General features: G+C 38.6%; 24 protein-coding genes. 14 read left to right on the forward strand and 10 right to left on the reverse strand.

Features of this window, described 5'->3' with window-relative positions; translation table 11 throughout:
- Window positions 1-94 precede the first annotated feature (94 nt).
- A complete protein-coding gene (locus tag GVK91_RS19735) occupies window positions 95-685 on the forward strand; it encodes a sugar O-acetyltransferase (protein WP_159730984.1) in 591 nt (196 codons plus the stop codon).
- Window positions 686-773: 88 nt separating this feature from the next.
- On the opposite strand, the gene GVK91_RS19740 is transcribed toward GVK91_RS19735, so the two are convergent.
- From GVK91_RS19740 to GVK91_RS19750, 3 genes are all read right to left on the reverse strand, one after another.
- Window positions 774-1,190 carry a GNAT family N-acetyltransferase gene (locus tag GVK91_RS19740; RefSeq protein WP_153846377.1) on the reverse strand — a complete coding sequence of 139 codons (417 nt, stop codon included), beginning with the start codon at window positions 1,188-1,190 and terminating at the stop codon, window positions 774-776.
- The gene (locus GVK91_RS19745) at window positions 1,187-2,695 is read right to left on the reverse strand and encodes an NAD(P)H-hydrate dehydratase (protein WP_159730986.1); all 1,509 of its coding nucleotides are present in this window, start codon (window positions 2,693-2,695) and stop codon (window positions 1,187-1,189) included. The genes GVK91_RS19740 and GVK91_RS19745 overlap by 4 nt, the downstream gene beginning before the upstream one ends.
- A 180-nt stretch (window positions 2,696-2,875) precedes the next feature.
- The gene (locus tag GVK91_RS19750; RefSeq protein WP_159730988.1) at window positions 2,876-6,298 is read right to left on the reverse strand and encodes a glycosyltransferase; all 3,423 of its coding nucleotides are present in this window, start codon (window positions 6,296-6,298) and stop codon (window positions 2,876-2,878) included.
- 165 nt (window positions 6,299-6,463) lie between these two features.
- Between GVK91_RS19750 and GVK91_RS19755 the strand changes: the two genes are divergently transcribed.
- From GVK91_RS19755 to GVK91_RS19765, 3 genes are all read left to right on the forward strand, one after another.
- The gene (locus tag GVK91_RS19755) at window positions 6,464-7,303 is read left to right on the forward strand and encodes a DUF4846 domain-containing protein (protein ID WP_159730990.1); all 840 of its coding nucleotides are present in this window, start codon (window positions 6,464-6,466) and stop codon (window positions 7,301-7,303) included.
- Window positions 7,304-7,558: 255 nt separating this feature from the next.
- Window positions 7,559-8,761: an NO-inducible flavohemoprotein gene (gene hmpA, locus GVK91_RS19760; protein ID WP_227550204.1), complete on the forward strand. Its 1,203-nt coding sequence runs from the start codon at window positions 7,559-7,561 to the stop codon at window positions 8,759-8,761.
- 97 nt (window positions 8,762-8,858) lie between these two features.
- Complete coding sequence (locus tag GVK91_RS19765) at window positions 8,859-9,338, forward strand: Rrf2 family transcriptional regulator (RefSeq protein WP_088162157.1); 480 nt, start codon at window positions 8,859-8,861, stop codon at window positions 9,336-9,338.
- 578 nt (window positions 9,339-9,916) lie between these two features.
- On the opposite strand, the gene GVK91_RS27670 is transcribed toward GVK91_RS19765, so the two are convergent.
- Window positions 9,917-10,048 (reverse strand): hypothetical protein, encoded by a 132-nt coding sequence (locus GVK91_RS27670; protein ID WP_262885294.1) that lies wholly within the window; start codon window positions 10,046-10,048, stop codon window positions 9,917-9,919.
- Window positions 10,049-10,932: 884 nt separating this feature from the next.
- Between GVK91_RS27670 and GVK91_RS19770 the strand changes: the two genes are divergently transcribed.
- Window positions 10,933-11,406, forward strand: a complete 474-nt coding sequence (locus GVK91_RS19770) for a hypothetical protein (protein WP_159730992.1) — start codon at window positions 10,933-10,935, stop codon at window positions 11,404-11,406.
- Window positions 11,407-11,567: 161 nt separating this feature from the next.
- On the opposite strand, the gene GVK91_RS19775 is transcribed toward GVK91_RS19770, so the two are convergent.
- Entirely contained in the window at window positions 11,568-12,047 is a 480-nt protein-coding gene (locus tag GVK91_RS19775; protein ID WP_159730994.1) for an SRPBCC family protein, read from the reverse strand.
- Window positions 12,048-12,162: 115 nt separating this feature from the next.
- Here GVK91_RS19775 and GVK91_RS19780 point away from each other — a divergent pair, with 115 nt between their 5' ends.
- Both GVK91_RS19780 and GVK91_RS19785 read left to right on the forward strand, forming a co-directional pair.
- Entirely contained in the window at window positions 12,163-12,663 is a 501-nt protein-coding gene (locus GVK91_RS19780; protein WP_153846383.1) for a GNAT family N-acetyltransferase, read from the forward strand.
- A gap of 9 nt (window positions 12,664-12,672) precedes the next feature.
- Window positions 12,673-13,518, forward strand: coding sequence for a metallophosphoesterase (locus GVK91_RS19785; RefSeq protein ID WP_159730996.1), 846 nt, complete (start codon window positions 12,673-12,675; stop codon window positions 13,516-13,518).
- A gap of 34 nt (window positions 13,519-13,552) precedes the next feature.
- Here GVK91_RS19785 and GVK91_RS19790 read toward each other — a convergent pair whose 3' ends face one another.
- Window positions 13,553-14,134, reverse strand: a complete 582-nt coding sequence (locus tag GVK91_RS19790; RefSeq protein ID WP_153846385.1) for a TetR/AcrR family transcriptional regulator — start codon at window positions 14,132-14,134, stop codon at window positions 13,553-13,555.
- Window positions 14,135-14,195: 61 nt separating this feature from the next.
- Here GVK91_RS19790 and GVK91_RS19795 point away from each other — a divergent pair, with 61 nt between their 5' ends.
- Window positions 14,196-14,381, forward strand: a complete 186-nt coding sequence (locus GVK91_RS19795; RefSeq protein ID WP_075993309.1) for a hypothetical protein — start codon at window positions 14,196-14,198, stop codon at window positions 14,379-14,381.
- Window positions 14,382-15,209: 828 nt separating this feature from the next.
- On the opposite strand, the gene GVK91_RS19800 is transcribed toward GVK91_RS19795, so the two are convergent.
- Window positions 15,210-15,635, reverse strand: a complete 426-nt coding sequence (locus tag GVK91_RS19800) for a cold-shock protein (protein WP_075993311.1) — start codon at window positions 15,633-15,635, stop codon at window positions 15,210-15,212.
- A gap of 370 nt (window positions 15,636-16,005) precedes the next feature.
- On the opposite strand from GVK91_RS19800, the gene GVK91_RS19805 reads away from it, so the two are divergent.
- Entirely contained in the window at window positions 16,006-16,287 is a 282-nt protein-coding gene (locus GVK91_RS19805; protein ID WP_153846387.1) for a GNAT family N-acetyltransferase, read from the forward strand.
- 53 nt (window positions 16,288-16,340) lie between these two features.
- Here GVK91_RS19805 and leuS read toward each other — a convergent pair whose 3' ends face one another.
- Window positions 16,341-19,124 (reverse strand): leucine--tRNA ligase, encoded by a 2,784-nt coding sequence (leuS, locus tag GVK91_RS19810; protein WP_159730998.1) that lies wholly within the window; start codon window positions 19,122-19,124, stop codon window positions 16,341-16,343.
- A 218-nt stretch (window positions 19,125-19,342) separates the two neighbouring features.
- Between leuS and GVK91_RS19815 the strand changes: the two genes are divergently transcribed.
- From GVK91_RS19815 to GVK91_RS19835, 5 genes are read left to right on the forward strand one after another with little or no spacing between them, the layout of a single operon-like run.
- Window positions 19,343-20,221, forward strand: a complete 879-nt coding sequence (locus tag GVK91_RS19815) for an ABC transporter permease (RefSeq protein ID WP_159731000.1) — start codon at window positions 19,343-19,345, stop codon at window positions 20,219-20,221.
- Window positions 20,222-20,225: 4 nt separating this feature from the next.
- Window positions 20,226-20,465: a DUF3098 domain-containing protein gene (locus GVK91_RS19820; protein ID WP_153846390.1), complete on the forward strand. Its 240-nt coding sequence runs from the start codon at window positions 20,226-20,228 to the stop codon at window positions 20,463-20,465.
- A 22-nt stretch (window positions 20,466-20,487) separates the two neighbouring features.
- Complete coding sequence (locus GVK91_RS19825; RefSeq protein WP_153846391.1) at window positions 20,488-21,282, forward strand: undecaprenyl-diphosphate phosphatase; 795 nt, start codon at window positions 20,488-20,490, stop codon at window positions 21,280-21,282.
- A gap of 9 nt (window positions 21,283-21,291) precedes the next feature.
- Window positions 21,292-22,014, forward strand: coding sequence for a tRNA pseudouridine(55) synthase TruB (truB, locus tag GVK91_RS19830; protein WP_153846392.1), 723 nt, complete (start codon window positions 21,292-21,294; stop codon window positions 22,012-22,014).
- A gap of 55 nt (window positions 22,015-22,069) precedes the next feature.
- A complete protein-coding gene (locus GVK91_RS19835) occupies window positions 22,070-23,044 on the forward strand; it encodes a bifunctional riboflavin kinase/FAD synthetase (RefSeq protein ID WP_075993316.1) in 975 nt (324 codons plus the stop codon).
- Between the two features lie 89 nt (window positions 23,045-23,133).
- Here GVK91_RS19835 and aroQ read toward each other — a convergent pair whose 3' ends face one another.
- Both aroQ and GVK91_RS19845 read right to left on the reverse strand, forming a co-directional pair.
- The gene (gene aroQ / locus GVK91_RS19840; RefSeq protein WP_159731002.1) at window positions 23,134-23,553 is read right to left on the reverse strand and encodes a type II 3-dehydroquinate dehydratase; all 420 of its coding nucleotides are present in this window, start codon (window positions 23,551-23,553) and stop codon (window positions 23,134-23,136) included.
- Between the two features lie 278 nt (window positions 23,554-23,831).
- The gene (locus GVK91_RS19845; RefSeq protein ID WP_235032966.1) at window positions 23,832-25,505 is read right to left on the reverse strand and encodes a gliding motility protein RemB; all 1,674 of its coding nucleotides are present in this window, start codon (window positions 25,503-25,505) and stop codon (window positions 23,832-23,834) included.
- Window positions 25,506-25,584: the final 79 nt, after the last annotated feature.

The following is a 25,584-nucleotide window of genomic DNA, read 5'->3' on the forward strand; positions in this document are numbered from 1 at the left end:
AAGAGCGCTCAATATCCTAGATTCACAACGCGTAGATTGCTATTGCTTTTAAAAATCAATTTATCTAAGTTTGTTACAGAAAAACGGGCATTGAATGAAATCAGCAAAGGAAAAAATGATTGCCGGACTTCCCTATATAGATTCGGAGGGGCAATTATTTAAGGAAAGACAATACGCAAAAGAAGAACTGAAGCGATTTAACGATTCGGAGCCTAAACAACTGAAATTCAGAAAACAGATCATTCAAAAACTGTTTAAAGCGACGGGAACTCGATTCTTTCTTGAACCTCCTTTTCGTTGCGATTATGGTTATAATATTGCTATTGGTGAGAACTTTTACAGCAACTATAATTGTACGATTTTAGACGGCGCGCCGGTTACCATAGGTGACAATGTATTATTTGGGCCCAATGTAAGCCTCTTTACAGCTGGTCATCCCCTCCATTTTGAAGCAAGAAATCAAGGTTGGGAATTTGCTTTGCCGATCATTGTCGAAGATAATGTTTGGATCGGTGGACATGTTGTCGTCAACCCTGGCGTGCGAATCGGAAAAAATTCGGTCATTGGTTCTGGATCGGTCGTCACAAAAGATATACCAGCGGATGTCGTAGCTGCAGGCAATCCTTGCCGGGTGATACGTAACATTACCGAAGCGGATCGGATCACCTACGATGAAAATCTGTAGGGATAACACAGGTCACAGGGGATAACATAGGTCACATTTATGGGGAAAAGGATCTATCTTCCCGCTTACACTATCTTCCCACTTACAGTTAATGTATAGGATCATCTGTTATAGATAATGAATAGGTGACGGTGTCTTCATGCTGTTTTAGAAGGACAAATCCATTACTTGTCCAAAAATGTTGCTGGTCGCCGGTCACATTTGCAAGAAGATATTTACCATCAAATGTATGGATAAAAAGCCGTGCATAACGCAATAGTGCGGTCCCTATTCCTTTCATTCTTAGATTTGGGGCAACGGCAAGGAAATGGATTGTATAAGTATCACCTGAACTAATCAGGCTCAGCACGCCTACCACTTCGTTTCCATCGTAGGCCGCAAAATGCGTCGCTTCAAAATCGCCATCCAACATCACTTCAGCCAGCTTACCTTCGGGAGAGAAAACCTCTTTTCGAAGTTTCCAGGTCCGGGCAGCAAAGACTTGTTCAATGTACCAATCTATCATAATCCTTTTTCTAAAGAGATAAATGCGTCGGAAAGATGATTAATGGTATCCGAAGGTAACAAGGAATAGGTGCCGATCGTTTTTACTGCAATATCTGCCGCGCGCCCATGGATATATACCCCCATAATTAAAGCCTCTTTGGAAGAATAGCCCTGTCCAAGCAAGGAGGTAATTATCCCCGTCAGGATATCGCCACTGCCCCCCGTCGCCATTCCCACATTGCCTGTACTATTGAAATACACCTGCCCATCAGGCATAACCATCGTACTATTGGCCCCTTTTATTAACACGTAAAACTGATGTTTACGCGCAAAGACTTTCACTTTCTCAATCTTTTCAAAATCATCTTGCCAAGCACCCAATATCCGGCTAAGTTCTTTGGGATGTGGAGTCAATATACTGTGCGCTGGAACAAAAGCCCAGAGATCCGGTTCGCGGGCAAGAATATTCAAAGCATCAGCATCTAATACCAAAGAGGTATCATTAACACGGGTTATAAATACCTTTAGCGCATCAATTGTATTCGGCGCTGTTCCCATGCCGATTCCGACCCCCACAGACTGGTAGCCATCGATGGCCGGGAATTGGCTAATAAAATCCGGCTCAGGATCTGTCATCACCATCGCTTCGGGCACAGCAGTCTGTAAGATGGTATTACCACCGTCAGGCACATAAGCGGAAGCTAAACCGCAGCCCGCTCGAAGAGCCGCTTTTAACGCAAGCTGAACGGCCCCCATTTTACCTTTACTTCCGCCAATAATCAGGGTATGACCAAATGTTCCCTTATGATCAAATTTCCTTCGTTGTCGATAAAAGGACCTGACAAGCGGCTCGTCGACATAAAAAAGATTGGTTTCTGCCGCTTCAATTGCTCGTTGGCTAAGATCGATATCCAATACCTTGAAGTCTTTTACATACCATTGGTTTTCGGGCAGCAGCAAGGCCATCTTGGGGAACTGAAAGGTATAAACCAAATCTGCCTTTACTATTTGAACATCTGCAGCAGTCTTTTTATCTGCCAGTAATCCAGAAGGCATATCGACGGAATAGATCCTTGCAGCACATCCATTTATACTAGAAATAAGTCCAATCCAGTCTGCTGTTAGTGCACGCTTTAATCCATAACCAAACAGGCAATCCAGTACGATTGCATCGGAAGGGATAGCAATCTGGTCTTCCGCAGCAACTTTTTGAATGATATGATTGGGTAAACGCTTTTGATTGGCAAGATTATCAGCGGAGTAATCCTCCACATCCATTAAATAAACCTTGACTTGGGCCTGTTGTTGATCTAACAGACGAGCCAACACCAAGCCATCGCCGCCGTTGTTTCCTTTACCGCAGAAGATGAAAAAGGTACTGTACTCCAATCGGGGATGAAGCTTTTTAATTTCCTCAAAAACAACTGTTGCAGCTCGTTCCATCAAGTCTAGACTACTGATTTTTTGATCCTCTAAGGTTTCACCATCAACCCTATGCATCTGCTGAGCGGAAAGTATCTTCATTATTGTTGCTTTTTTTGTTGAAAGTACTTATTCTCAAGGTCAATTAAAAATCTCGGTATACTTTTTGGCGGGCTGGCGATAGTGATCCTAGTGTAGGATCCGACGAAGGAACCACATTGGATCGCTATCGTTTAGCTCATGCACGTGCCTGTTTTTTATTCACTTGTTGTTACCGGCTTCTTATTCACTTGTTGTTACCTGCTTTACTCCCCCTGTCCGTTTCAAGGTACCCCAGGTATTCAATTCACCTTTAATGGCTTTTCTGACAGACTTGAATAAAACGAAGTACATCAGTTGACGCCAGAAAAAACGTTGCGGAAACAAATAAATTAAATTGCTAAGCTTCTCGCCTTCCATTTTAAAGGCAATACCTGCAAAGAACATATCCACGAATACAAAAAGGAAGTAATAAAACATCACTTGGCCAAAACCGTTATGCAGTGAAAATAATCCTGCAATTCCCGTCCAGCTGATACCATTTACCTCGCTTAAGGAGAAAAGACCACTCACCAGAGAGAATAACATAAAAATATCGGCCAAGGGAGCAAATAAAGGAAGTATAATCTGAAAAATCAGAATATTAGGCATTCCGACCATGCCAAAATAGCCATATTTGGGATTCAACAGGGTCTGTTTATTCTTCCAGAAACTTTGCAACACACCAAAACTCCAACGGAAACGTTGCTTGAAGAGCATCCCGACCGTATCGGGCGCTTCCGTATAAGCGATTGCTTCAGATGAATTTCGCACGGTATAACCCGCTCTTAATATACGCATGGTTAAATCACAATCTTCCGCTAATGTATCTGTTGTAAATCCGCCCACTTCCAAAATAACAGATCTACGAAAGGCCCCAATTGCTCCTGGTACGACCGATATCATATTGAGCAAATCGAACGCTCTCCGATCCATATTCTGTGAGGTTATATATTCGATCGATTGCCAATGTGTCAATATATTATGCACATTTCCCACTTTAACACTACCCGCAACAGCGCCGACCTGAGGTTTATTGAAATATTTCATCAACTGTTTTAACGCATCTGTTTTCAGTTGTGTATCGGCATCGATACAAAGCACAAACTGTGCTTCGGATTGTTGGATACCATAGTTAAGCGCAGACGCTTTCCCCCCATTTGGTTTTGTAAATAACCTTACTTTAGGATGATCGCCATACACCTTACTGACAATCTCAAAAGTTTTATCTTTCGATCCATCATCAACAAAAATCAATTCATAATTGGGATAATCCAAATTCAACAGGCTTTTTATCGTCGCCAACACTGTTATTTCCTCATTATAGGCAGGAATGATCACACTTACCTTTTCCCGAGGTTCCACAACCAATTGAGATCGCTCTTTTTTACTTTTTTGTTTTTGTCGGATTGCCAGATAAGCAATCATTGCTGTTCTAAAAATTGCCAATACAATTGCAATGGAAAAAACCAAGTTAAGGAAGATGTTACCGTAAAACAATGTTCCTAAGAACAAGCGGTTGGAAGATCCACTAAATCCCGAATCGGAAGCATTTTCTACAGGGGGCATCAATTCATCACGTTTTTTTCCCATTAAATCTCCAATCTTCGCAAATTTATAACCGTGAGATTTAAAATAATGAATAATACGCGGCAAGGCGGCTATAGTCGCTTCTCGATTGCCTCCGGCATCATGTAATAGAATAATGTTCCCATTATCGCGTTGTTTGATGACTTCATTATAGATTTCATCTGCCGTACGGCCGGGTAACCAGTCGTTGGGATCAATGTACTCTCCAATATTGATGTAGTTCTCTTTCCGGCTCTGAGCAACAGGCAGAATTTCGGCAACAGTCTGTGGCTCGGCATCAGCATTAAAAGGTGCCCGGAAAAGAATTGTACTATGACCGGTTATACATTCGATGATTTTTCGGGTGGCATTCAGTTCAAACTTAACCCTATTTGGGCCTATTGTAGACATATCAGGATGAAAAAAGGTATGGTTACCGAGTTCATGTCCCTCTTGATATTCTCTACGAACCAGATCCATATTTTTCTCAGCCATAACACCAACAAGAAAGAAAGCTCCGGGAACATGTTCCTTTTTTAAGATATCCAATACTTGTGGTGTATACGTAGGATCGGGACCGTCATCAAAGGTCAGAACTACAGTATTATCTCTTTCTCCAAAGCGTTTGATTACATAATTACTTGGCGTCTTTACATACTCCTGATTCTGAACCATAAGCGTTGATGGGTCGTAAGTGAATTTCACTTCCCCCGGAGCGGGACTATTGACCAAGTCCAAAATTTCCCCATCCCCAATATATTGAATACCCCCGACATTGATCTGGCTTATCTTTCCAAAGTCAAAGGGTTCTTTTTTCAAGTTTTCTTGACCCAATGATCGTGAAATAAATGACCATAAACGGGTATCTTCACTTCCTAAACGCCACAGTGCGATACCGGCCAGCCCCCAGTCATCTGCTTTACGGATAAGATTAAAATAGGTTGCAGCGTCTGTAAAATAGACATCATGATGCATCCCTGTCCCATCTTTGTAGCTAAAGTTGAGATTTGCAGATTCGGGATCAAAAGTAATCTTAGCATTGTAATTATGCGCCAAAATAACAGCGTTATCATAAGTCAATGTCTTACCAACACTGCCTTTTGGCCAATCATATCCATAACAGGCCAAAGCCAGAATCACCTTGTCTGCATCGATCTTATTGCAAAGTTCATCGAGATTTTTTTCAACCCATGCCTGATGTGAAATGGCGCCGGCATTACTTTCAATAGAATGCTGATCATAAGCCATCAAAATAATATAGTCGTTGTATTTTTGTAACGCAATGGGATCGTAATCATCATTTTCAGGTGAAATATCCTGGGTGACAAGCAGGCCCTCCGTATGAAATATGGTATAGATATGGGCCATAAAATCGTTTAATGGCTTGTGATCATCCAACTGTAAATTCTCAAAGTCAATATTTATACCAGCAAAGCCATTGCGCTTCACTTTAAGAAGGATGTCGTCTATAAAACGCTGTTGTTTATCCGGATTAAGTAAAATAGCCTTTACAGTCTGCCCGTCAAAATCATTACCACTGAAATTGGAAATCTGCGCGATAGCTTTGCGCTTATATTGATGAATGACCTTAAGTGCAGCGGTATCCGCTTTATCTACTACTGTGTCTTGATTAGGTACAGTAAAAAAGGATTCCATAGCCACCATATCCAAATGACCAATATTGCGGCGTAGATCCGATAGAGACTGCTCACGGACTTCATTAGACCAAGAACTGACATAAAACCCCATATTGATTCTATCTTTGGTACCAATATGTTTCAAATGCTTCAGCTCCCGGTCACGTTTAATCTTCTCCAATTCGGATTTTACAATGGTAAACTCCTTAAATTGTTTGGATTTTTTTAATCTGGCGGTGGACTTTTCATTCAACGCTGTGTTGGTATTAATTGTTGGAAAAGGAGGAATCTGAATCTTTCCCAATGTATAAACCACACAGATAACACCAATGATCAAACCAATCACCAATGCTCTGCTCATCCATGAAAAAGCGTACCAGCGCTTTTTGCTTGACGTCTGAAAAATCTGTTTTCCTGACATAATCGTATTCTTATTAACTTCGGCTAAGCTACATCAGAAAATGATCCAAAAAGTTGATGAATAGCTTAAAAATTTCTTAATTTTTTCAAATGATTCACACTTCGAATTATATCTAAATTTAAGTATATTCGATGAAACGCAATACACTAGCTCAGAAACTTTTATATGAGATCAATATATGTACTCATTCCACTCCTCTCGTGTCAGGTTTTCAGTGGATGTGGGCAGCCAAATGTTGCTGCACCTAATAACAAAACTTTGAATCCGGCAACTACTGAGTCAATAGCACCTGACGGAAATCAGTTTATCAAACCCGATGGGATGACGGTCAAATCGCGCATTTTGTTACCAGAAGGCTTTAAAAGGCCTACCTACCGGGTCGAAGAATTTGGACATTTTCTCGAAAATCTTCCATTATATCCCATCGACCAGGAGGTACATTATTATAACGGAAAAATTAAACCTAGAAATAACATCTACAATAGTGTTGTGAAACTAGACATAGGAAAGCGCGATTTACATCAATGCGCCGATGCTGTAATGCGGCTCAGGGCAGATTACTTATACCAACAAAAGCGGTATAAGGATATCAAATTCAACTTCCTTTCCGATAGCAAACCCCACGCGTATACAAACTATGCAAAAGGAGACTACTCCTACCCAACCTATTGGAAATACCTGGAATATGTGTTTGCCTATGCCAATACAGCTTCGTTACACGATGAGCTGCCCAGCGTAAAAACGACTCAGGAAGTTAAGATTGGAGATACTTTTATCCAGAAGGGATCACCCATTGGCCATGCAATCATTGTAGTTGATCTAGCTAAGGACAGTACTGGAAAAACAATCGTGCTGCTCGCGCAAAGTTACATGCCAGCCCAAGAAATACAAATTTTAAACAATTGGAACAACAGCACGCTTAGTCCTTGGTACGATATAGACCAGGATATTATAAAAACCCCTGAATGGACATTTTATCCTAAAAACCTCAAAACCTGGGAATAGCCAGCGCTATAAACTTAGAATAGCCAGAGCTGATAATAATACTACCTTTTCAATCGATCAGGTGATGACCAAACAACAGATAAAAAATAATAAAAGATATTTTTGTCTTTTATTATAAATTTCTATTTTTGTACCCGATAGTCACTTGCAAATGAACCCTATCAAGGTTTACAAAATTCCTCGTAGCCGAGGTGGATTTTTTTTGTTTTTTATTCCGATCAAATAAAAGATAAAAAGGTATTTAAATATTTTATTATGATTACTGAAGCACAAAAAGAGTTAATCAAAGGCACTGTACCGGTTTTAAAAGAACATGGTGTGGCGCTGACCAGTTATTTTTATAAACGTATGTTTGCCCACAATCCTGAGCTTAAACATATCTTCAATATGGGAAACCAACAAAATGCGCGACAACAAACGGCGTTGGCCACGGCAGTGTTGGCCTATGCCGAGCATATCGAGAATCCCGCAGTCCTTCTTTCTGCAGTGAAACATATTGGACAAAAACACAGTAGCCTCAATATTCGTCCGGAGCATTATCAGATTGTTGGCAAGCATCTATTGGCCTCCATTCAAGAAGTATTGGGGGACGCTGCAACAGAAGAACTGATTGAAGCCTGGAAAGTTGCCTATTTTCAATTAGCAGACCTGATGATCGGAATCGAAAAGGATATGTATGATCAAATGATCCAGAACGACGGTGGATGGACGGGCTGGAAGCCATTCACCATTGTAAAAGTGGTATCTGAGACTGCCGAGATTCAGTCTATTTATCTCAAGCCAACAGATCAAGGAAAACTTCCAAAACATGAGGCAGGCCAGTATGTAAGTGTACGTGTATTTCTTCCCGAATTACACCTGTATCAACCAAGACAATATAGTCTTTCCGATGCGAGCAATGGAGAATACCTTCGGATTTCGGTAAAAAGAGAAGCTGCTGAGGGAAAGCCTGACGGCATGGTGAGTAATTATATACATCAATACTTTGAAGTTGGAAAACAACTGGAACTCACAGCACCAACAGGTTCCTTTCAACTTATCGAAAGTGAAAAACCACATGTATTTATTAGTGGTGGAGTTGGTCAGACCCCATTAATTGCCATGTTAGAGCATTTAGCTGACAAGAAAGAAGACAAACCAATCACTTGGATCCACGGTTGCCGTAACCCTGATTTACATGCGTTTAAAGAAAGAGTAAAAACATTGGAAAATCAACATCAAAACATAACTAGTTTTTCTTTCTATGACGAAGCACAGGATGCGGATGCCGACGTACTTGTGGGTTGGGTGGATCTCGCTAAAATAGATGCTTCGCATCTTCCACAGGAGGCAAACTATTACCTCTGTGGTCCATCAGGATTTATCAAAAAGCACTTCCAATATTTAACCAATCAGGGTATCAACGCTGAGAACATTCATTTCGAAGAATTTGGTCCAGCATCATTGCAACTAAATTAATTGCACTACCCCACTTCATCAAATAGTCATCCCTAATTTTTAATCATTGGTGGATGGCTATTTTTGATTTTGTACATTTGCAAAAAGCAAAAAGATTATGGGTATTTTTTCTAAAACATGTGAATATGGACTACGGGCAGTTTTTTTTATCGCACAAAGCTCCCAAGAAAATAAACGCGTGAGCATAAAAGAAATAGCAGAGAGTATCCATTCTCCGGAAGCTTTTCTAGGCAAGATATTGCAGAATCTAAGTCGTGCAGGTATCATTCGATCCATGAAGGGACCTGGTGGTGGATTTTACCTCGACAGGGAAGATATGTCCACTCCACTATCCGAAGTCGTCAAAGCGATCGACGGTGAAAGCCTATTTGTCGGCTGCGGCATGGGGCTTGAATTCTGCTCCGAACAATATCCCTGCCCCTTGCATCACGAGTTCAAAAGCATACGCAATAACCTCTCGGAAATGCTTCAAAAAACAACGGTCGGCCAATTCAATGATGACCTGATTAAAGGGAAAATCCTGTTAACGAAAAGCCATATCGACCCTAATAAAACCACGGGTAATTCCTTGGATTAACAGGCTAAATCCTCAGCTTTTTCCTTCATTTTTTCTATTGAGCATCGTTTTGAAAATAATCCAGAAGACGCAAAATCAACTTTTTCAAAACATAAACTACACATCGATATAATCTACATAAAACAACTGATTAAAAGCAATATAAAAATTACAAAACATTAAAATATATCGCATTTAAGCGTCCCGCTATTCAATTATTCAAATCATTGAAATCCCTTCAAATTACGCGAAATAGGACGACCCAAGACCATTTCTAAACCTGTTATAAGGTCGCTACCAAACTCGATATAACTCCCTGAAAGTAACCCTCACTTTTTATTTAATCCACTCCATTGAACAAGGAAATAGGCTTTTTGTAAGCCTATACCAAGGCAACAATGCTCCTTTTTTGACGCCTTTCCTTTGGGTTAAATCAAAAAAATACGGATCATTTCCTGACTATAACACTATTTTTGTACAATTTTACATCTTTTAATATAAAATCAAAAAAAACACAAATTAACATCTATACAACAACACATTACATCGATTATATAAATAAAAAAAACACATGTAAAACGGTTTGAAAAGCCTGGTTTTTATAGCGGAAAGGATGTGGATAAAATTTTATCCACATCCTTTCCGCTATTCATGGATAGCGCCAAAGCGGGCATTCCCTCCAGTGCTGGATACAAAAAAATACAGGAGACCACAATCTTTAAATTCTTCATGTGTATGGTACAGTTCGAGGTCACAGTTCCCGCCATTAACGATGTCCGCCTATCCAAAGGAGCATCCATGCAGCAGAGCGCGCACATGTACTTTGTTATATTTCTCTAGCGCTTCTACCAACATCATGCGAAACGTTTAGACACCCCCAAGCAAGTCCATTTGCAAAGACCACTTCATTAAGAGTAAGCAAACACCGGATTTAACACCATTTTAATTCGATCTAAGACAATATCTCTACACAACCACCCGTTTACTCGCAATTTGAATAAAATTGCTTAAAACGAGTAATAATAACCTTTTCGCAAAACTATAGGATGATATAAAAAACTTGTCTGCTACATAGACACGCAACTCCCACCTAAATGGATCTGCGGCGACCAAGACCAACTATCCAAATCACTCGACTTAATTCTAGCCCTCTTTTAATCGATTTAAGACATCTTCTCCGAGTAAAGCACCTTACGGTCACTCAAGAAAAAGAGAAGAAAAAACGAGCTTAAAACAACCTTCACAGCATCGGACCAGCACTGGAATGTAATGAGTTAGACAACCCTTTCGGTATACCCAATAGCGTCAAAAAACAACAAAATAAATCAATAAGAAGATTTAATACAGCTAAATAAACAGAATAACCTTAAGTAAAACATTACAAATAAAACTACCCAAAGCCGTTAAAGTCCAATTCGCGCAGAACAAAACAAACGCTTTTATTATATTTAGGCTTTTCCAACAAACCATGAGTAACACCCCCACAGTAATGAGATCGTTCTTAAAAGCAGAACTTATAAAAATCAGGAAAACCCGCAATGTGATAATTGGAGTCTTCCTGGTGTTGTTCGTTTTTTGTTACGGATTTTTTCTGGCAGCTTTTTTCAAGAAATGGATGGACAGTGAAGACAGGCTGTCGTTTTTTTACAAATCGCTCCCTACCCTATCCTTTCTTTTCGTTTACCTAGGCTTTGCGTTCGGCCTGTTGAGTTGGATAGCTTACATTAAAAACCAAAAATTCATCCATGCACTGCAGCAACTAGACGACGATGATCTTTACATCTACCAACAATATAGCAGACGGCTAGTCCGCATCTTTTCAGCTATTGCCCCTTATCTTTTTTGTGAAAATGAAATTTTATTTTTCCCATTTATCGGAAACAAACAGATCCCAATTAGTCAAATCCATCGCATTGAAACAAAAATCATAAGAAACTACCGGGGGCCCAACAGCTATCGCGTCTATTTCTATAATGAATTCAACAAAATCTATCAGGTCACCATGAATCAGAAAGGAGCTTTTGATTTCTTGCAGGAGCAACTTCAGAAGGAAAATCCAACGATAGTTGTTGTTGCTAGAAACCATTAAACACATACGAGTTTTCAGATAATTCAGAAAAAAAGCGGAGCATCCCCATATCATCGTTCATTGAACTGCTAAATGTGATCCAGTTGAAAAATTCGCCCCTATGCTTCTCGCTAAAACCAACAGTCGACACCTAGCAACCTATCGTTTACCCCCAAATGAAACTAGACTGGAAGATAGACCTGGAATTCACCCGACTCAGCAACTTCTTTGATCACCTGATTTCTTTCTTCAAGAAAGCGCAGCATGTATCGGGTTAAAAATAGCCATTCTGCAAGCCTTCCCAGAACCCCGAGAGGAGCTTTAAAATTGAACACATCGCGCATTAATACTTTGCCATGTTCCAGTTCCTTGAAAATATGCTGGTGATCCATCGAATGAAACACTCCCTGAGTCATTCGATCTTCGAAAAAATGAGGTTTTTCCATCGCTGTTATCTGCACAGTTAATGTTTGCTTTACTCCAAGATGCCTTGCACGCCAGCGCACCTGCTGACCTGCCTCGATTAATCCTGTCGTCACCCCATCAATTGCCTTCTCCCCAGTTTTCTTTGTCGAATACATATGCAGATCAATACTACGTGCCAAGTCAAAAACAACCGATAAAGGAGCTTCTATAATTGTACCTAAAATAAGCTGCGGCATAATACTCTTTTAATATATTTCGCACGAATTTCGTAAAATTCAGTAATTTCTTTAGGATCGGGCACGAGAATTTTCTAAATTGATTTGCCTTCAGAGTGGCAACTAGACAATAATCATGATAACACTACTTCAATTCGAAAAATCAGATTTCCCGCTTTTTAAGTCATGGATTCAATCAGCAGAGGAACTATTACAGTTTGCAGGACCGTATTTTTCGTTTCCGATTACCGATTTCCAACTTGAAAAATACATTCAAGACCCAAAGCGAAACGCCTTTAAAATCATCGATACAGCAACCGAAGAAATTATCGGCCACTGCGAATTAAGCTTCGAACGGGACATTCCAAGGCTTTGCCGCATCCTAATTGCAAAAAGTTCCGAACGAAATAAAGGTTACGGCAGAAGCACGGTAAATGAACTACTCAAGCTGCTTTTTACTGAAGGCAATTATGAAATAGCCGATTTAAACGTTTATGACTGGAATCACAATGCAATCCGATGTTATGAAGCCGTAGGTTTTCGAATTAACGAAAATATTATTTCGGAAGTAACAATTGGCAACGAAACCTGGAAAAGCCTCAATATGAAGATTAGCAAATCTGACTGGAAAAGTTAATTTAGCGCTATGAAAAATAAGCGAAAATTAAAGCATATAGCAATTTATTTATTCGTAATGGGTGCATTGCTCGGTTTTTACAGCTGGAAAATCGAGCCACATTGGGTAAAATACGAGCAGATCAATCTAACTGTAAAACATTTACCAGAAGCATTGGAAGGAAAGTCGTTGATCCAAATCTCGGACATACATATCGGTAACTATGTGAATAAAGATTTTATAAAAAGAACCTTTCGGGAAATCCGAGCATTAAAGCCCGATATCATGGTATACACCGGTGACTTTGTACGTCTTGTCCAGAATAAAATCCCTTTAGAACAACTCGATGAAGTCATGCAAGATGTCCCAAAAGGCAAACTTCAAACATTGGCAATTCTAGGTAATCATGACTATGGAAAGAATTTTCAGGACAGTGCGGCGGCAGATTCAATCGTTAGCCTACTCAATGGATATTCGATAAAAGTATTGAGAAATGAAAGCGTAATAACCCAAGGATTAAGAATATTCGGTATAGATGACTTTTGGGGAACGAACTTTGACCTTGTAAAGACCATGAAAGACTATGATCAATCTCAAGCCAGTTTAGTTTTATGTCACAATCCGGATGCCGCAGACCTCGACGGCTGGAATGGATACAATGGCTGGATACTGGCAGGACACACGCATGCTGGCCAAGTAAGAATTCCTTTCTGGGGCTCCCCGATTATTTCCGTAAAGAATAAAAACTACGATAAAGGAATCAAGAAAATAAGCGGAGACAGAACATTATATATCAACCGCGGACTGGGACACAGCATTCCCATCAGATTCAACGCCCGACCCGAGGTTACCATTTTCACATTAAGGAAAGAATAACAATCCAAGGATCGATCCAATTTGACCCGTTCCTTTAAACAAGATATGGATAAAAGGCCGTGTGAATCGTCTGTCTATAATCTTCCAGTGGATTTCCATTTTGGTGTGCACCCAAAACAGCATAGCTTGAGCTCCAAAAATCTGAAATGATAAAAAGTTGGCGCACGAACCCCTGTAAATTTACCAAGGGTATATCAGAACGAAACATACCTAACTCAGCGTAATACAAAAATAGAGAGACAAGTTGCTCTTCACGCTGTGCCACCAAACTTCTGTAAGCTTCTGCAATACTGGGGATCCAGTTGCAAATTTCAACAAAATTCTCAAAAATAAACCTGTATTTCGATATCAGCGCATAAGAGCCATCAATAAAACTATCCAGCACCTGGCGAAATGTGCTTGCTTCATCTTCAGGCTTCAAAATCATCTTTTCATACTCGTTTTGCAATAATTGGAAAAGTTGAAAAATAATATCCTCGGTATGTTTAAAATGATAATGAAGATTACCGGCACTTATATTTAGTTCCTGAGCAATTTGACGCGTTGTTACCGTACGTATACCATCACGATTGTAAAGCTTCAGCGCACCCACAATAATTTTTTCTTTCGTATTCATGGTGTAAAATTAGAACAATTGTTCTAATTTTACACCATGAATACGAAATAAGACCATATACATGGAAAAATCAACGGGAAATTGGCTAAAAAGGCAATACATCGAATTAAAACAAACTTTAATCCCAGCTCATCCAAACGACAGTTCTTGGAAGAAATTCGGTAAACAGACTGCTTTCTTTATGTTTTTAACTTTAATGGCATGTGGTGCTATAGCAATGTTAATCGCCGTCTCCTTCGCTCATTAAGTAGGGAGCTGTTTGACGGCTTATTTATCTTCTACTGGTTTTGTTGGTTCTTTATTCGATTTACTCGGACTAATCATTCCCCTATCCCCTTTCTGAACGGATGGCTGACTGATTTCGTTTTTGTACCGATCATTATCCATTTTTCATCTATCGTGGGTAGTTATGTATTCAATAATGGCAGAGCCCATGGTTATCCGCTTTACCAAATCTGGATAATTTCATTCTTTACCTCCTTACTTTTTGAATGGATTATGCCTCAATATACCACTTATAATACCGGAGATATTGCTGACGTCGCAGCTTACTTTGCTGGAGGGTTATTTTATTTCTGTTTCCATCAATCCTTCTATATCAAAAAAAATCATCAACTTATACAGGACAGGAACAATAACCAGAAATTTACCCTATAAATTCTTAGAAGACAACTTAGAATCAACAGTATTTAAGGCAAAATATCACAGGACTACAAAGGTACCCCCAGTAGGACCATATAAAAAGTATACAAATCACGTAAAAAGCATACAGATCACATCAAAATTAGATCAGCGACATATTCAAAACAAAGGGGAATTCTAAAAATCGAACTTTTTCTGTAAAGGTAATCGTGAAATTATGCCGGTAGGGAAAAACTCTTTTCGCTATCAAGAGAGCGATTAATGAAAGCGATTTAAAAGCTAAAACTGCAGGAAGCCTCTCTTTTAAAGAATGCCATTAGCGGGAAAGCAGGCATTCAGATAAATGTAAAAAACCTTTGTTTGACTCCAAATACCCTGACATCAAACAAAAGGCCTTATAATCATCAATACTCGATTAAGAGTACTTTTTTAGCTAATACTCGATCAAGACTTCAGTGACTTGAGCACCTTGTTTAGCACTTTTAAATTTAAACTTCACTTTCTGATTCAGGTTCAATTTCTGTCCAGCAAGACGGTCATTGAAATAAATAGATTGCTGAGTTTCGTTGTCTCTAATAAACCCATAGTTGGAGTCGTTATTGTAATGGACAACTTTTCCGAAGGAATACTCGTCATGATGATTTGAGGCCATGCTTGGACTCTCCCCTTCTTTCAATTTTATCGCAGGTCTGTCTGAAATATTCCCATGTTCATCAACATAAGCAAACAGTTCTTCCAAAGATTTCCCCTTGTCGTTGTTTGTTTTGTTGAATTCTTTTTTCTCAATTTTTTGTTGTTTTTTGAGTAGTTTCTTTTTTTCTCGTTCTTTTTTGTTAAATGTAATTTGGCTTTTGCTCATTCAATATGGATTAAAATAAATGTTCCCGAGGAGGTTACGGACCTTTAGAGCTTCGTTGAAAAGATAAAAATGCGATGTGTTCTAAGGAGATAATTGCAAAGGTACAAAAAATTCTTTAAAAAAAGGGATGTTGAACGATCCTGCACCAAGTGATTTTAACCTGGAACCGATTCGTTTCTTTGATTTTAAACACCCATGTCCAGTTCATAAGTTATTGTCTAAACCTAGTCGCGTGCAATGGGGCTGATAACAGTCAGTCACCTGAAGCTTACCGATCTTTCAACCTTTTAAACAAGATGTATTGCGATCACAAAATTGAAAAATTCCATAAAACAAAAAGATCATTTGGACGTTATTTTTATAAAAAACTATGGAAATAAGAAACATCGAAAGGGACGAAAGAGGCAATTTTATTGCAGAAGTTGAAAATAATGAAGCCGGAATTTTAGAGTATACCTGGCAAAGCGATCATGAGTTTTCCATTGATCATACAGAAGTATACGACGAGTATCAGGGAATGAGTGTGGGAAAAAAATTGGTACTGGAGGCTGTTGACTATGCCCGAAAAAATGACGCCAAAATTATCCCAAACTGTCCCTATGCGAAAGCTATCTTCGATAAAACAATAGCTTTTCAAGATGTATTGGCATAAAAAAGCCGTTTTATCCTGTCGATAAAACGGCTTTTTATACTGTATGGAGTGGGTTAAATCACAATATTGATTATTTTTCCTTTGACAAAAATAATCTTTTTGATCGCCTTCCCATCTAAATGCCGTTGTACATCAGCATGTGCTCTAATCGTATCTTCTACAGCTTTTTGATCTAAATCAAGCGCTAATGATAGATTGAATTTCATCTTACCATTGAAAGATACCGGATAAGCAAATTCAGATTCAACTAAATATTCTGGTTTAAACACAGGATATGAAGCGTAAGAAAGTGTACCAGCTTCTTTACCCAATAGCGCCCACAACTCTTCCGTAATATGTGGCGCATACGGTTGAAGAGTGACAACTAATTGCTCCAATATTTGTCGTTTATTGCATTTCAAGTCCGTCAACTCATTGACGCAGATCATGAAGGCTGAAACTGAAGTATTGAATGAAAAACGCTCAATATCATCTTCTACCTTTTTGATAATTTTATGTAAGGCTTTAAACTCTGCTTTGGATGGATCTTCATCGGAAACACTGAAATTACCCTCAGCATCGTGGAACAGTCGCCATAATTTACGTAAGAACTTATAAACCCCTTCAATACCATTTGTATTCCAAGGCTTAGCCTGCTCCAAAGGTCCCAAAAACATTTCGTATAGACGCAATGTATCTGCTCCATAAGATTCGATAATATCGTCAGGATTGACCACATTGAATTTGGATTTAGACATTTTCTCCACCTCACTACCGCAGATATACTTACCATTTTCCAATACAAATTCAGCATTTGCAAAATCCGGTCTGAAGTTTTTGAATTTTTCCAAATCCAATAGATCATTATGAACAATATTCACGTCTACATGTAAAGGAATAGTTTTGTATTCATTTTTTAATCCATAAGACACAAATTGATTTGTACCTCTCCCTTCGTCATCAAGTACACGATACACAAAATTAGAGCGCCCTTGAATCATGCCTTGATTAATCAATTTGCGGAATGGTTCTTCTTCATTTTGGTAACCCAAATCTTTTAAGAATTTGTTCCAAAAACGCGAATATAATAAGTGCCCTGTAGCATGCTCAGAACCACCGATATATAAATCTACTGCTTTCCAATAATCTACAGCCTCTTTAGATGCAAAATTACCTTCATTTTTTGGATCCATATATCTAAACCAATACCATGAAGAGCCTGCCCATCCCGGCATCGTGCTCAGTTCATACTCATATTGATCTTCATATTTCCAATCTTTGGCCCTTCCTAAAGGAGGTTCACCTGATTCCGTTGGTAAATATTTATCAACTTCGGGCAATAAGAGCGGTAATTCTTCTTCTTTAATTAAATAAGGTAACCCATTTTTAAAGTAGACAGGTACGGGTTCTCCCCAATAACGCTGACGCCCAAAAATAGCATCACGCATACGGAAGTTTATTTTCGCTTTACCTAATTTCAATTCTTCCAATTTAGTAATCAAAGCAGGAACCGCTTCTTGGTAAGTCATACCGTTGATAAAATCGGAATTGATGTATTTTCCTTCTTTATTTGGATCAGCTTCTTCTTCAATATTTTGGGTATCCGAAATAGGAATAATAGGAAGAGCGAAATGTTTAGCGAATACATAGTCACGTTGATCGCCACTAGGAACCGCCATAACAGCCCCTGTTCCATAACCAGCAAGTACATAATCTGCGATCCAAATCTGTACATCTTGTCCAGAAATTGGATGTTTAGCGTAAGAACCTGTAAAAGCACCTGAGACTGTTTTTGTATCGGCCATACGATCTAATTCAGACTTTTTCGAAGTTTTCTCGATATAGGCATCTACTTCAGCTTGCTGCTCAGGGGTGGTCAATGCTGTAACCAATTCATGTTCTGGAGCCAAAACGACAAATGAAACACCATATATAGTATCTACACGTGTCGTAAACACTTCAATTGCTGTATCGAATTGTGGTACTGGAAATTTCACGGAAGCACCCACCGATTTTCCGATCCAGTTACGCTGCATTTCAACCAAAGGTTCTGGCCAATCAATTGTATCCAAACCTTTCAATAAACGATCCGCATAAGCAGTAATACGCATAGACCACTGCATCATCTTCTTTTGCTCTACAGGATAACCACCGCGTTCAGAGACACCGTTGATTACCTCGTCATTCGCTAATACTGTACCTAAAGCAGCACACCAGTTTACTGTACTTTCACGCAAATAAGCAATCCGATATTTCAACAATTCCCGTTGTTGTTTTTCTTCATCAAAAGATTTCCACTCGTCAGCGCTGAATTCCAAGACATCTTCATCTGAAACTGCTGAAATGCCAGTTGAACCACTTGCAACAAACCTCGCGATTAATGTTTCGATCGGTTCAGCTTTATCTGATTCCTTATTATACCAAGAATCAAACAATCTCATAAAAATCCACTGTGTCCATTTGTAATACGACGGATCAGAAGTACGTACTTCTCTACTCCAATCATAAGAGAACCCAATGTTATCCATTTGCTCACGATACCGATTGATATTTACCTCAGTAGTCACTGCAGGATGCTGACCAGTTTGAATGGCATATTGCTCTGCAGGAAGTCCAAAAGAATCATATCCCATCGGATGCAATACATTGAAACCTTTCAAACGTTTATATCTTGAAAAGATGTCCGAAGCAATATATCCCAGCGGGTGACCAACGTGCAGTCCCGCTCCGGAAGGATAAGGAAACATATCCAATACATAGTATTTTGGCTTTTGATGCGTATCGGACGTTTTATACGTTTGATGATCCGCCCAAAACTTCTGCCACTTTTTCTCTAATGATTTGTGATTATACTCCATTTTTATTCGTAAGGAATTTTTATGACTTGCGAAATTACGATTTTAATACTGAAATGTGATAAAAGTTTTGTAGTTTGAACAATAAATTATAGTATTGAAAAGTTAATTAAACATAGGAAGAAAACAGCCTTCGAATTGATTTTTATCAAAGTAATTATAAGATTAATTCGAAATCTTCCACTCAAATAGTTACTTTCGCAAATAAATTTTTGCTTATTATGTCAGAATACGAATTAAGCACACAAAAAAGAAAAACAAAATCTGTATACGTATCTACGGTTATCAGTATCGCTCTCGTGTTGCTGGTAACAGGTATGTTGGGATTACTCTTGGTGCACGCTAAAAATCTTTCGAAATACGTTAAGGAAAATATCGTCTTAAATGTCATCGTAAATGATGGTACAAGCGAAGGTGATGTCCTTTCTCTACAAAAAGACCTTGAAAAAGATCCCTACGTGCTTCGCACCGAATATATTAGTAAGGAATTGGCTGCAAAAAACTTGAAAGAAGATCTTGGTGAAGATTTCGTACAATATCTGGGGCATAACCCACTATTGCCTTCTTTGGATGTTTACATGAAAGAGAATTATGCCAATACAGATAGCATTAAAACTTTTATTGAAAAGATCTCCAAAAACAATAAAATTAAAGAAGTTGTATACCAAGAATCATTAATTGACATGATCAACAAAAACGTACGCATCATTGGAATGATTGTTCTGGCTTTTGCGGTTATCCTATTGATTATCGCCGTAGCTTTAATCAACAATACGATACGTCTTGCGATCTATTCACAACGTTTCTTAATCAAAAGTATGCAATTGATTGGGGCTACTAAAAACTTTATTCGTAAACCATTTATAACATATGGTATCATTCATGGTTTACTGGGATCTTTGATCGCGATTTTACTCCTCATTTTAACGCTAAAATTTGCACAGCAGCAAATACCAGAGCTGGTCTTTTTACGCAACTGGTTCGAATTTGCGGTGATCTTTTTAGGCGTAATCTTGATTGGAATTCTCATTTCGGGACTTAGCACCTATTTCGCGGTAACAAAATATTTAAAGGCACAATCTAACGATTTATACAGATAAAAAAATGGCTCAAATAAAGAAATCTACTGAATCAGTCAACAAAGGTTCATTTGTATTCTCCAAAGTAAACTACCAACTGTTTATAGCTAGCTTAATTGTTGTAATCATTGGCTTTACATTGATGTCTGGTGAAACTGATATCTATAGTTTTACCAAGATTACGTTGGCCCCTATTGTTGTTGTTCTCGGGTTTGCGCTAGGGTTCGCTGCAATTCTATACCGCCCCAAAAACAAATCCAACTAAAGTATAATCTTATTTCAAACAGATGTCTATAATTGAAGCTATCATCCTTGCTATCATCGAAGGATTAACGGAGTTTTTGCCTGTGTCTTCGACAGGCCATATGATTATTGCTACTGCCTTAATGGGTATTCAACCATCGGCATTTGTTAAATTATTTACGATTGTCATCCAGTTAGGAACGATATTATCCGTTCTGGTACTATACTACAAACGTTTTTTCAAAACGCTATCATTTTACTACAAATTGGTCATTGCAGCTATTCCAGCCTCTATATTGGGCTTGCTATTCAACGATTATATTGATGCATTATTAGAGAGTCCCTTAATGGTCGCAGTTATGTTGGTGGTCGGTGGCGTAGTTTTACTTTTCGTCGACAAATGGTTTAACAAACCAACAGTAGAAGATTCGGACAATGTTTCTTACAAACAAGCTTTTATGATCGGTGTATATCAATGTCTTGCATTGATCCCGGGTACATCAAGATCCGCAAGTACGATCATTGGAGGTATGGCCGAAAAGCTAACACGTAAAGCAGCAGCCGAATTTTCCTTTTTCCTTGCGTTACCAATGATGTTTGGCGCTTCTGCGGTAAAACTTTTGAAATTTTTTAAAGAGGGAAACACCTTCACGGGAGAAGAACTCAATTTACTTATTATAGGAAATCTAATTGGTTTCGTTGTTGCGATCGTTGCTATTAAGTCTTTTATTGGCTTTTTAACCAAATATGGTTTTAAAGCTTTTGGTTGGTACCGAATCATCGTGGGTGTTATCATTCTTACCCTCCTACTTTCGGGTCATAGTTTACAAATTATCTAAAATCTTTGGATGGAAAATATAGAGGTTAGTGAAAACTCAGCAAAGTTCAATTTTGCTGAAGGAGAAATGTTGTTGATCGATAAACCTTTAACATGGACAAGTTTTGACGTTGTTGGCAAAGTTAGAAACTCAATCAAACCGTTAAAATTAAAAGTCGGTCATGCAGGAACTTTAGATCCACTTGCGACCGGTCTACTCATTGTGTGCACCGGCAAACTCACAAAGAAAATAGACAGCTACCAAGCCGAAGACAAAGAATATACAGGTTCGATCACCTTAGGAGCGACAACGCCATCTTATGATCTGGAAACAGAAATTGACCAAACCTTTTCAATCGATCATATCACAGAGGAAATGATCTTCGAAGCAGCAAAATCCTTTGAGGGTGAAATTCAGCAATTTCCTCCAGCCCATTCAGCCATAAAAATTAATGGTGAACGCGTCTATGAAAAGGCCCGTCGTGGCGAAGAGGTGGAAATAAAATCCCGCCAGGTGCGCATCAATAGCTTTCTTATTGAAAAGATCGAGCTCCCCAACGTGTATTTCCGTATATCCTGTTCAAAAGGAACCTACATCAGATCATTGGCCTACGATTTTGGAAAATTCTTACAGAGTGGATCACATCTGAGTTCTTTGAGACGCACCAAAAGTGGCGATTATAGGGTAGAAAATGCTTGGAATCTTGAACAACTTATCGCTGAAATAAAACGTCATAAAGAAATCATTAAATAACTTTACCATCCCATTTTATTGATTCTTTATCTTATTTTTGCAAAAACTCCTATAAATGAAAATCTACAGAAGTTTAGATGATTTCTCACCAGTTGAAAATGCAGTTGTAACCATCGGTACTTTCGATGGTGTTCATATTGGCCATCAAAAAATATTGGCTCACTTAAAGGAAGCAGCTCATAAAATTAATGGTGAGACAATTTTGCTTACTTTTTTTCCACATCCACGATTGATTATCAATCCAGATGATGATAGTTTACGCCTAATCAACGATATCGAAGAAAAGGTCAGTCAATTAAGCAAAGTGGGAATTGACCACTTAATTATCATTCCTTTTTCCCGTGATTTTTCAAATCAGACTCCGGAAGAATATATTAGTAATGTTCTTGTAGGCAAATTGGGTACAAAAAAGATTGTGATAGGCTATGATCACCATTTTGGAAAAGATCGAAAGGGTACTATGGGCGATTTAGAGCAGTTTGCATCTATATTTGACTACAGTGTTGACGAAATTCCAGAGCAGGATATCAATGATATTGCAGTATCCTCCACACGAGTACGTGAAGCGCTTATAAAGGGCGATATAAGAACGGCTAATCTCTATTTAGGTTATCCTTTCGAATTAACGGGAACTGTTATTAGAGGCGACCAAATTGGGCGTACAATCGGATTTCCGACAGCAAACCTGCAGGTTCACGAACCCCATAAACTAATACCAGCCTATGGTATTTATGCTGTTGAGGTATACATCTATAATCATATCCAAAACATCACTACGGGCGAGTATAAAGAGGAAAATCCGGTTTCAATTGCGAAAGGTATGGGCTATATAGGGACCAGACCCACTGTTGATGGAATGAATCGTGCGATTGAAATCAGCCTATTCGATTTCGATCAGGATATTTATGGCAAGACACTACGTGTCAAGTTCCTTCATTTTATCCGACATGATGAACGGTTTGACTCGCTTGAAGAAATGAAAGCTCAGATCAAAGCAGACGAAGTCGAAATCAGAAGTCTTATTGGTTAGAACAAGTCTGTTAGCTGTAAAATAAAAAAGCGGGAATTCCCGCTTTTTTATTTTACAGCTATTTTTTCTCTTCCTTGCAAAAGAAGATATTATTTAATAAACGCCTCGATACCCAATCTGTAGCTATCCAGTCCAAAACCACAGATCACCCCTTTACAATTCTTTGCCAGGAACGAATGATGGCGAAATTCCTCTCTTTGATGGACATTGCTTATGTGAACTTCAATAACGGGTGTTGTAACTGCCGCAATTGCATCTCCAATAGCAACAGATGTATGCGTATACGCTCCAGCATTCAACACAATTCCATCAAATTCAAAACCAACTTCGTGAATCTTATCGATTAACCCTCCTTCTGAATTGCTTTGAAAATAGTGTAATTGCACCGTTTCAAACTGTTGTTTAATCTCATCAAAATAGCTAAGGAAATCCTGGCTACCATAAATTGATTTCTCTCTTACACCCAATAAATTCAAATTTGGGCCATTCAGTATGAGGATTTTTTTCATCGGAATATAATTATTTTTGGTGCATGCCCATTGGATAAATGACCTAACTCATGCAATTATTCAGTTTAAATCGACCGTTTTAAAGTCATGACAAATCATAAGTAGGGATCGTCAACCATCGGATATTTTATTCTGGCTGTATCAAAGCTGTCTTCCCTATCTTGTCAATTTGTCGTGAGCCCTCGTTTTAAAAACAAACTATATTGGTTTTTGTAGCATTTATGGCCAAATCAATATAGTTTGTTTTATTTCTAGTATAGATCAGTTTATAAAAATTTCTATAAATCGTTATAAATTGCTCGGAAACTTGAGCGAAGTCCAAATGACACAACACCAGACTTATTGACTATAGGTGTTTCATATTGTGCTTTTGCGTAACGTTGGGTATAACCAAGTTCTAAGCGAAGGTTATACTTGGGGTTAAGCACATAGGCAGCCTTAGCATCTGCATAATAGATATTGTTCTTTATTCCTTGTGCTATATGATTTCCGTACATATTAGGTATTGTATTATAGGATTGAAAAATGTCTCCCCCCATATTACTTCCATCCGGGAGATCCAGTCCATTTTGGGTGAACATACCTTGTAACGAAAAATCCCATCTATCCCAAGCATAGTTCACAATCCCAACAAGCTCTCTAAAGTTTGCCCCTTTCGGATGAGCCAATGGTTCGGCATTGTTACTATAGTTTGAATACGATTTAAAGTGTGCGTAAGTATATGGTCTTGCCGTATTATACTCGGCAAGAAAGTTCAAGTTCTTAACACCAAATACATCATATCCCCTTACACCAAGTTGTGCGCCCCATTTGTTATGCGCATAGCCGTTACCTGCGAAGAATTCTTTTGCTGTAAATTCACCCAACAAAAACTGTCCATACGCAGTCAATCTATAAGGTAATTTATATTTGGAGGTCAATCCTAAAAACATTTTATCGGGTGAAGTACGATTATTACTTTCAACAGGCCGGATAAAGATAATTGGACTAATATAACTAAAATCAAAACCTCTTTTACCAGCTTCATCTTGAGCAGCCCAAACGACAGATTGAAAAAAGCCTATCGATAATTTATTGGTCACATTCCAATCCAAATATTGGAATGCCCCCCATTTTTTTCCGTCTCCTAAACGTGTATTATTCTGCCCTTCCATCGGAGTTGTACCCGTCAAATCCTGTCTAGGATGCGTCGGATCATTCATATAGGCCCAGATCGAAGTATATTGAACATTCCCTATGGTCCCGGTCAATTTCAGATGCGCATAATTTGAGGAAAAGTCCGATAAAAGCATCGATCGATAGCCATCCCCGATAAAGTTTTTGTCGTAAGCCAAAGTTGCCTGGATATACTTATGGGCATCATAAGTCATACTAGCTGTCGCATACATCCAGTCCATTTTATTCTTGGACTGAAATTTGGTATTTCCTTGACCCGGAATAACTTTATGCGCAACAATATAATCATCTAAATATTTAGGAAAGACAGCTTGACTTTCAAATGCGGAAGTATTAAATGTAAATTTGTTTCCTACATTCAATCCCACCTGAAATCCTCTACCGTTCATCCATGTACGGCGCTTGTCGCCCTGCATGTCCTTTCCAATATAAAGATCCGGTAGAAAATCAGCATAAAATGTGTAATCGTCTTTCTCAACCTGCACAAGATGTTCATTAAAAATTTTGCGCATAAACCAATTGGACGAGGAAACGGCTTTATTGGATTGTATTGAATCAAACTTGGCTAACAATAAAGAGTCTTTAATGACGAATGGTTTAGCAGAAGTATGCATCCTCGTTTCAGTAGAATAAACCGCATCGTTCATTTTTTGATAAAAATGATACGAATAAGGCTGACTCTTAATCTGGGCAAAACCTCCGAAGGAAATACCTACTCCCATGCCTGCCAGCACAATTCGGAGTAAATTATTATTTTTTGTTATATTAAGCCTCATAAAATTATTTCAAAGATTATTTTTTCTAGCAAAATGCATTCCTAAACGCAAATTAACCGAATAAAATTGACTTTATTCA

Origin of the sequence: Sphingobacterium sp. 18053 (assembly GCF_902706145.1) — a bacterium.
In the GTDB taxonomy this organism is placed as follows: Bacteria; Bacteroidota; Bacteroidia; order Sphingobacteriales; family Sphingobacteriaceae; genus Sphingobacterium; species Sphingobacterium paramultivorum.

Excerpts from the sequence above, each read along its gene's own strand:
- GVK91_RS19735 (WP_159730984.1), top strand. The coding sequence starts at position 95 with ATGAAATCAGCAAAGGAAAAAATGATTGCCGGACTTCCCTATATAGAT.
- GVK91_RS19740 (WP_153846377.1), bottom strand. The coding sequence starts at position 1,190 with ATGATAGATTGGTACATTGAACAAGTCTTTGCTGCCCGGACCTGGAAA.
- GVK91_RS19745 (WP_159730986.1), bottom strand. The coding sequence starts at position 2,695 with ATGAAGATACTTTCCGCTCAGCAGATGCATAGGGTTGATGGTGAAACC.
- GVK91_RS19750 (WP_159730988.1), bottom strand. The coding sequence starts at position 6,298 with ATGTCAGGAAAACAGATTTTTCAGACGTCAAGCAAAAAGCGCTGGTAC.
- GVK91_RS19755 (WP_159730990.1), top strand. The coding sequence starts at position 6,464 with ATGAGATCAATATATGTACTCATTCCACTCCTCTCGTGTCAGGTTTTC.
- hmpA (WP_227550204.1), top strand. The coding sequence starts at position 7,559 with ATGATTACTGAAGCACAAAAAGAGTTAATCAAAGGCACTGTACCGGTT.
- GVK91_RS19765 (WP_088162157.1), top strand. The coding sequence starts at position 8,859 with ATGGGTATTTTTTCTAAAACATGTGAATATGGACTACGGGCAGTTTTT.
- GVK91_RS27670 (WP_262885294.1), bottom strand. The coding sequence starts at position 10,048 with ATGAAGAATTTAAAGATTGTGGTCTCCTGTATTTTTTTGTATCCAGCA.
- GVK91_RS19770 (WP_159730992.1), top strand. The coding sequence starts at position 10,933 with ATGGACAGTGAAGACAGGCTGTCGTTTTTTTACAAATCGCTCCCTACC.
- GVK91_RS19775 (WP_159730994.1), bottom strand. The coding sequence starts at position 12,047 with ATGCCGCAGCTTATTTTAGGTACAATTATAGAAGCTCCTTTATCGGTT.
- GVK91_RS19780 (WP_153846383.1), top strand. The coding sequence starts at position 12,163 with ATGATAACACTACTTCAATTCGAAAAATCAGATTTCCCGCTTTTTAAG.
- GVK91_RS19785 (WP_159730996.1), top strand. The coding sequence starts at position 12,673 with ATGAAAAATAAGCGAAAATTAAAGCATATAGCAATTTATTTATTCGTA.
- GVK91_RS19790 (WP_153846385.1), bottom strand. The coding sequence starts at position 14,134 with ATGAATACGAAAGAAAAAATTATTGTGGGTGCGCTGAAGCTTTACAAT.
- GVK91_RS19795 (WP_075993309.1), top strand. The coding sequence starts at position 14,196 with ATGGAAAAATCAACGGGAAATTGGCTAAAAAGGCAATACATCGAATTA.
- GVK91_RS19800 (WP_075993311.1), bottom strand. The coding sequence starts at position 15,635 with ATGAGCAAAAGCCAAATTACATTTAACAAAAAAGAACGAGAAAAAAAG.
- GVK91_RS19805 (WP_153846387.1), top strand. The coding sequence starts at position 16,006 with ATGGAAATAAGAAACATCGAAAGGGACGAAAGAGGCAATTTTATTGCA.
- leuS (WP_159730998.1), bottom strand. The coding sequence starts at position 19,124 with ATGGAGTATAATCACAAATCATTAGAGAAAAAGTGGCAGAAGTTTTGG.
- GVK91_RS19815 (WP_159731000.1), top strand. The coding sequence starts at position 19,343 with ATGTCAGAATACGAATTAAGCACACAAAAAAGAAAAACAAAATCTGTA.
- GVK91_RS19820 (WP_153846390.1), top strand. The coding sequence starts at position 20,226 with ATGGCTCAAATAAAGAAATCTACTGAATCAGTCAACAAAGGTTCATTT.
- GVK91_RS19825 (WP_153846391.1), top strand. The coding sequence starts at position 20,488 with ATGTCTATAATTGAAGCTATCATCCTTGCTATCATCGAAGGATTAACG.
- truB (WP_153846392.1), top strand. The coding sequence starts at position 21,292 with ATGGAAAATATAGAGGTTAGTGAAAACTCAGCAAAGTTCAATTTTGCT.
- GVK91_RS19835 (WP_075993316.1), top strand. The coding sequence starts at position 22,070 with ATGAAAATCTACAGAAGTTTAGATGATTTCTCACCAGTTGAAAATGCA.
- aroQ (WP_159731002.1), bottom strand. The coding sequence starts at position 23,553 with ATGAAAAAAATCCTCATACTGAATGGCCCAAATTTGAATTTATTGGGT.
- GVK91_RS19845 (WP_235032966.1), bottom strand. The coding sequence starts at position 25,505 with ATGAGGCTTAATATAACAAAAAATAATAATTTACTCCGAATTGTGCTG.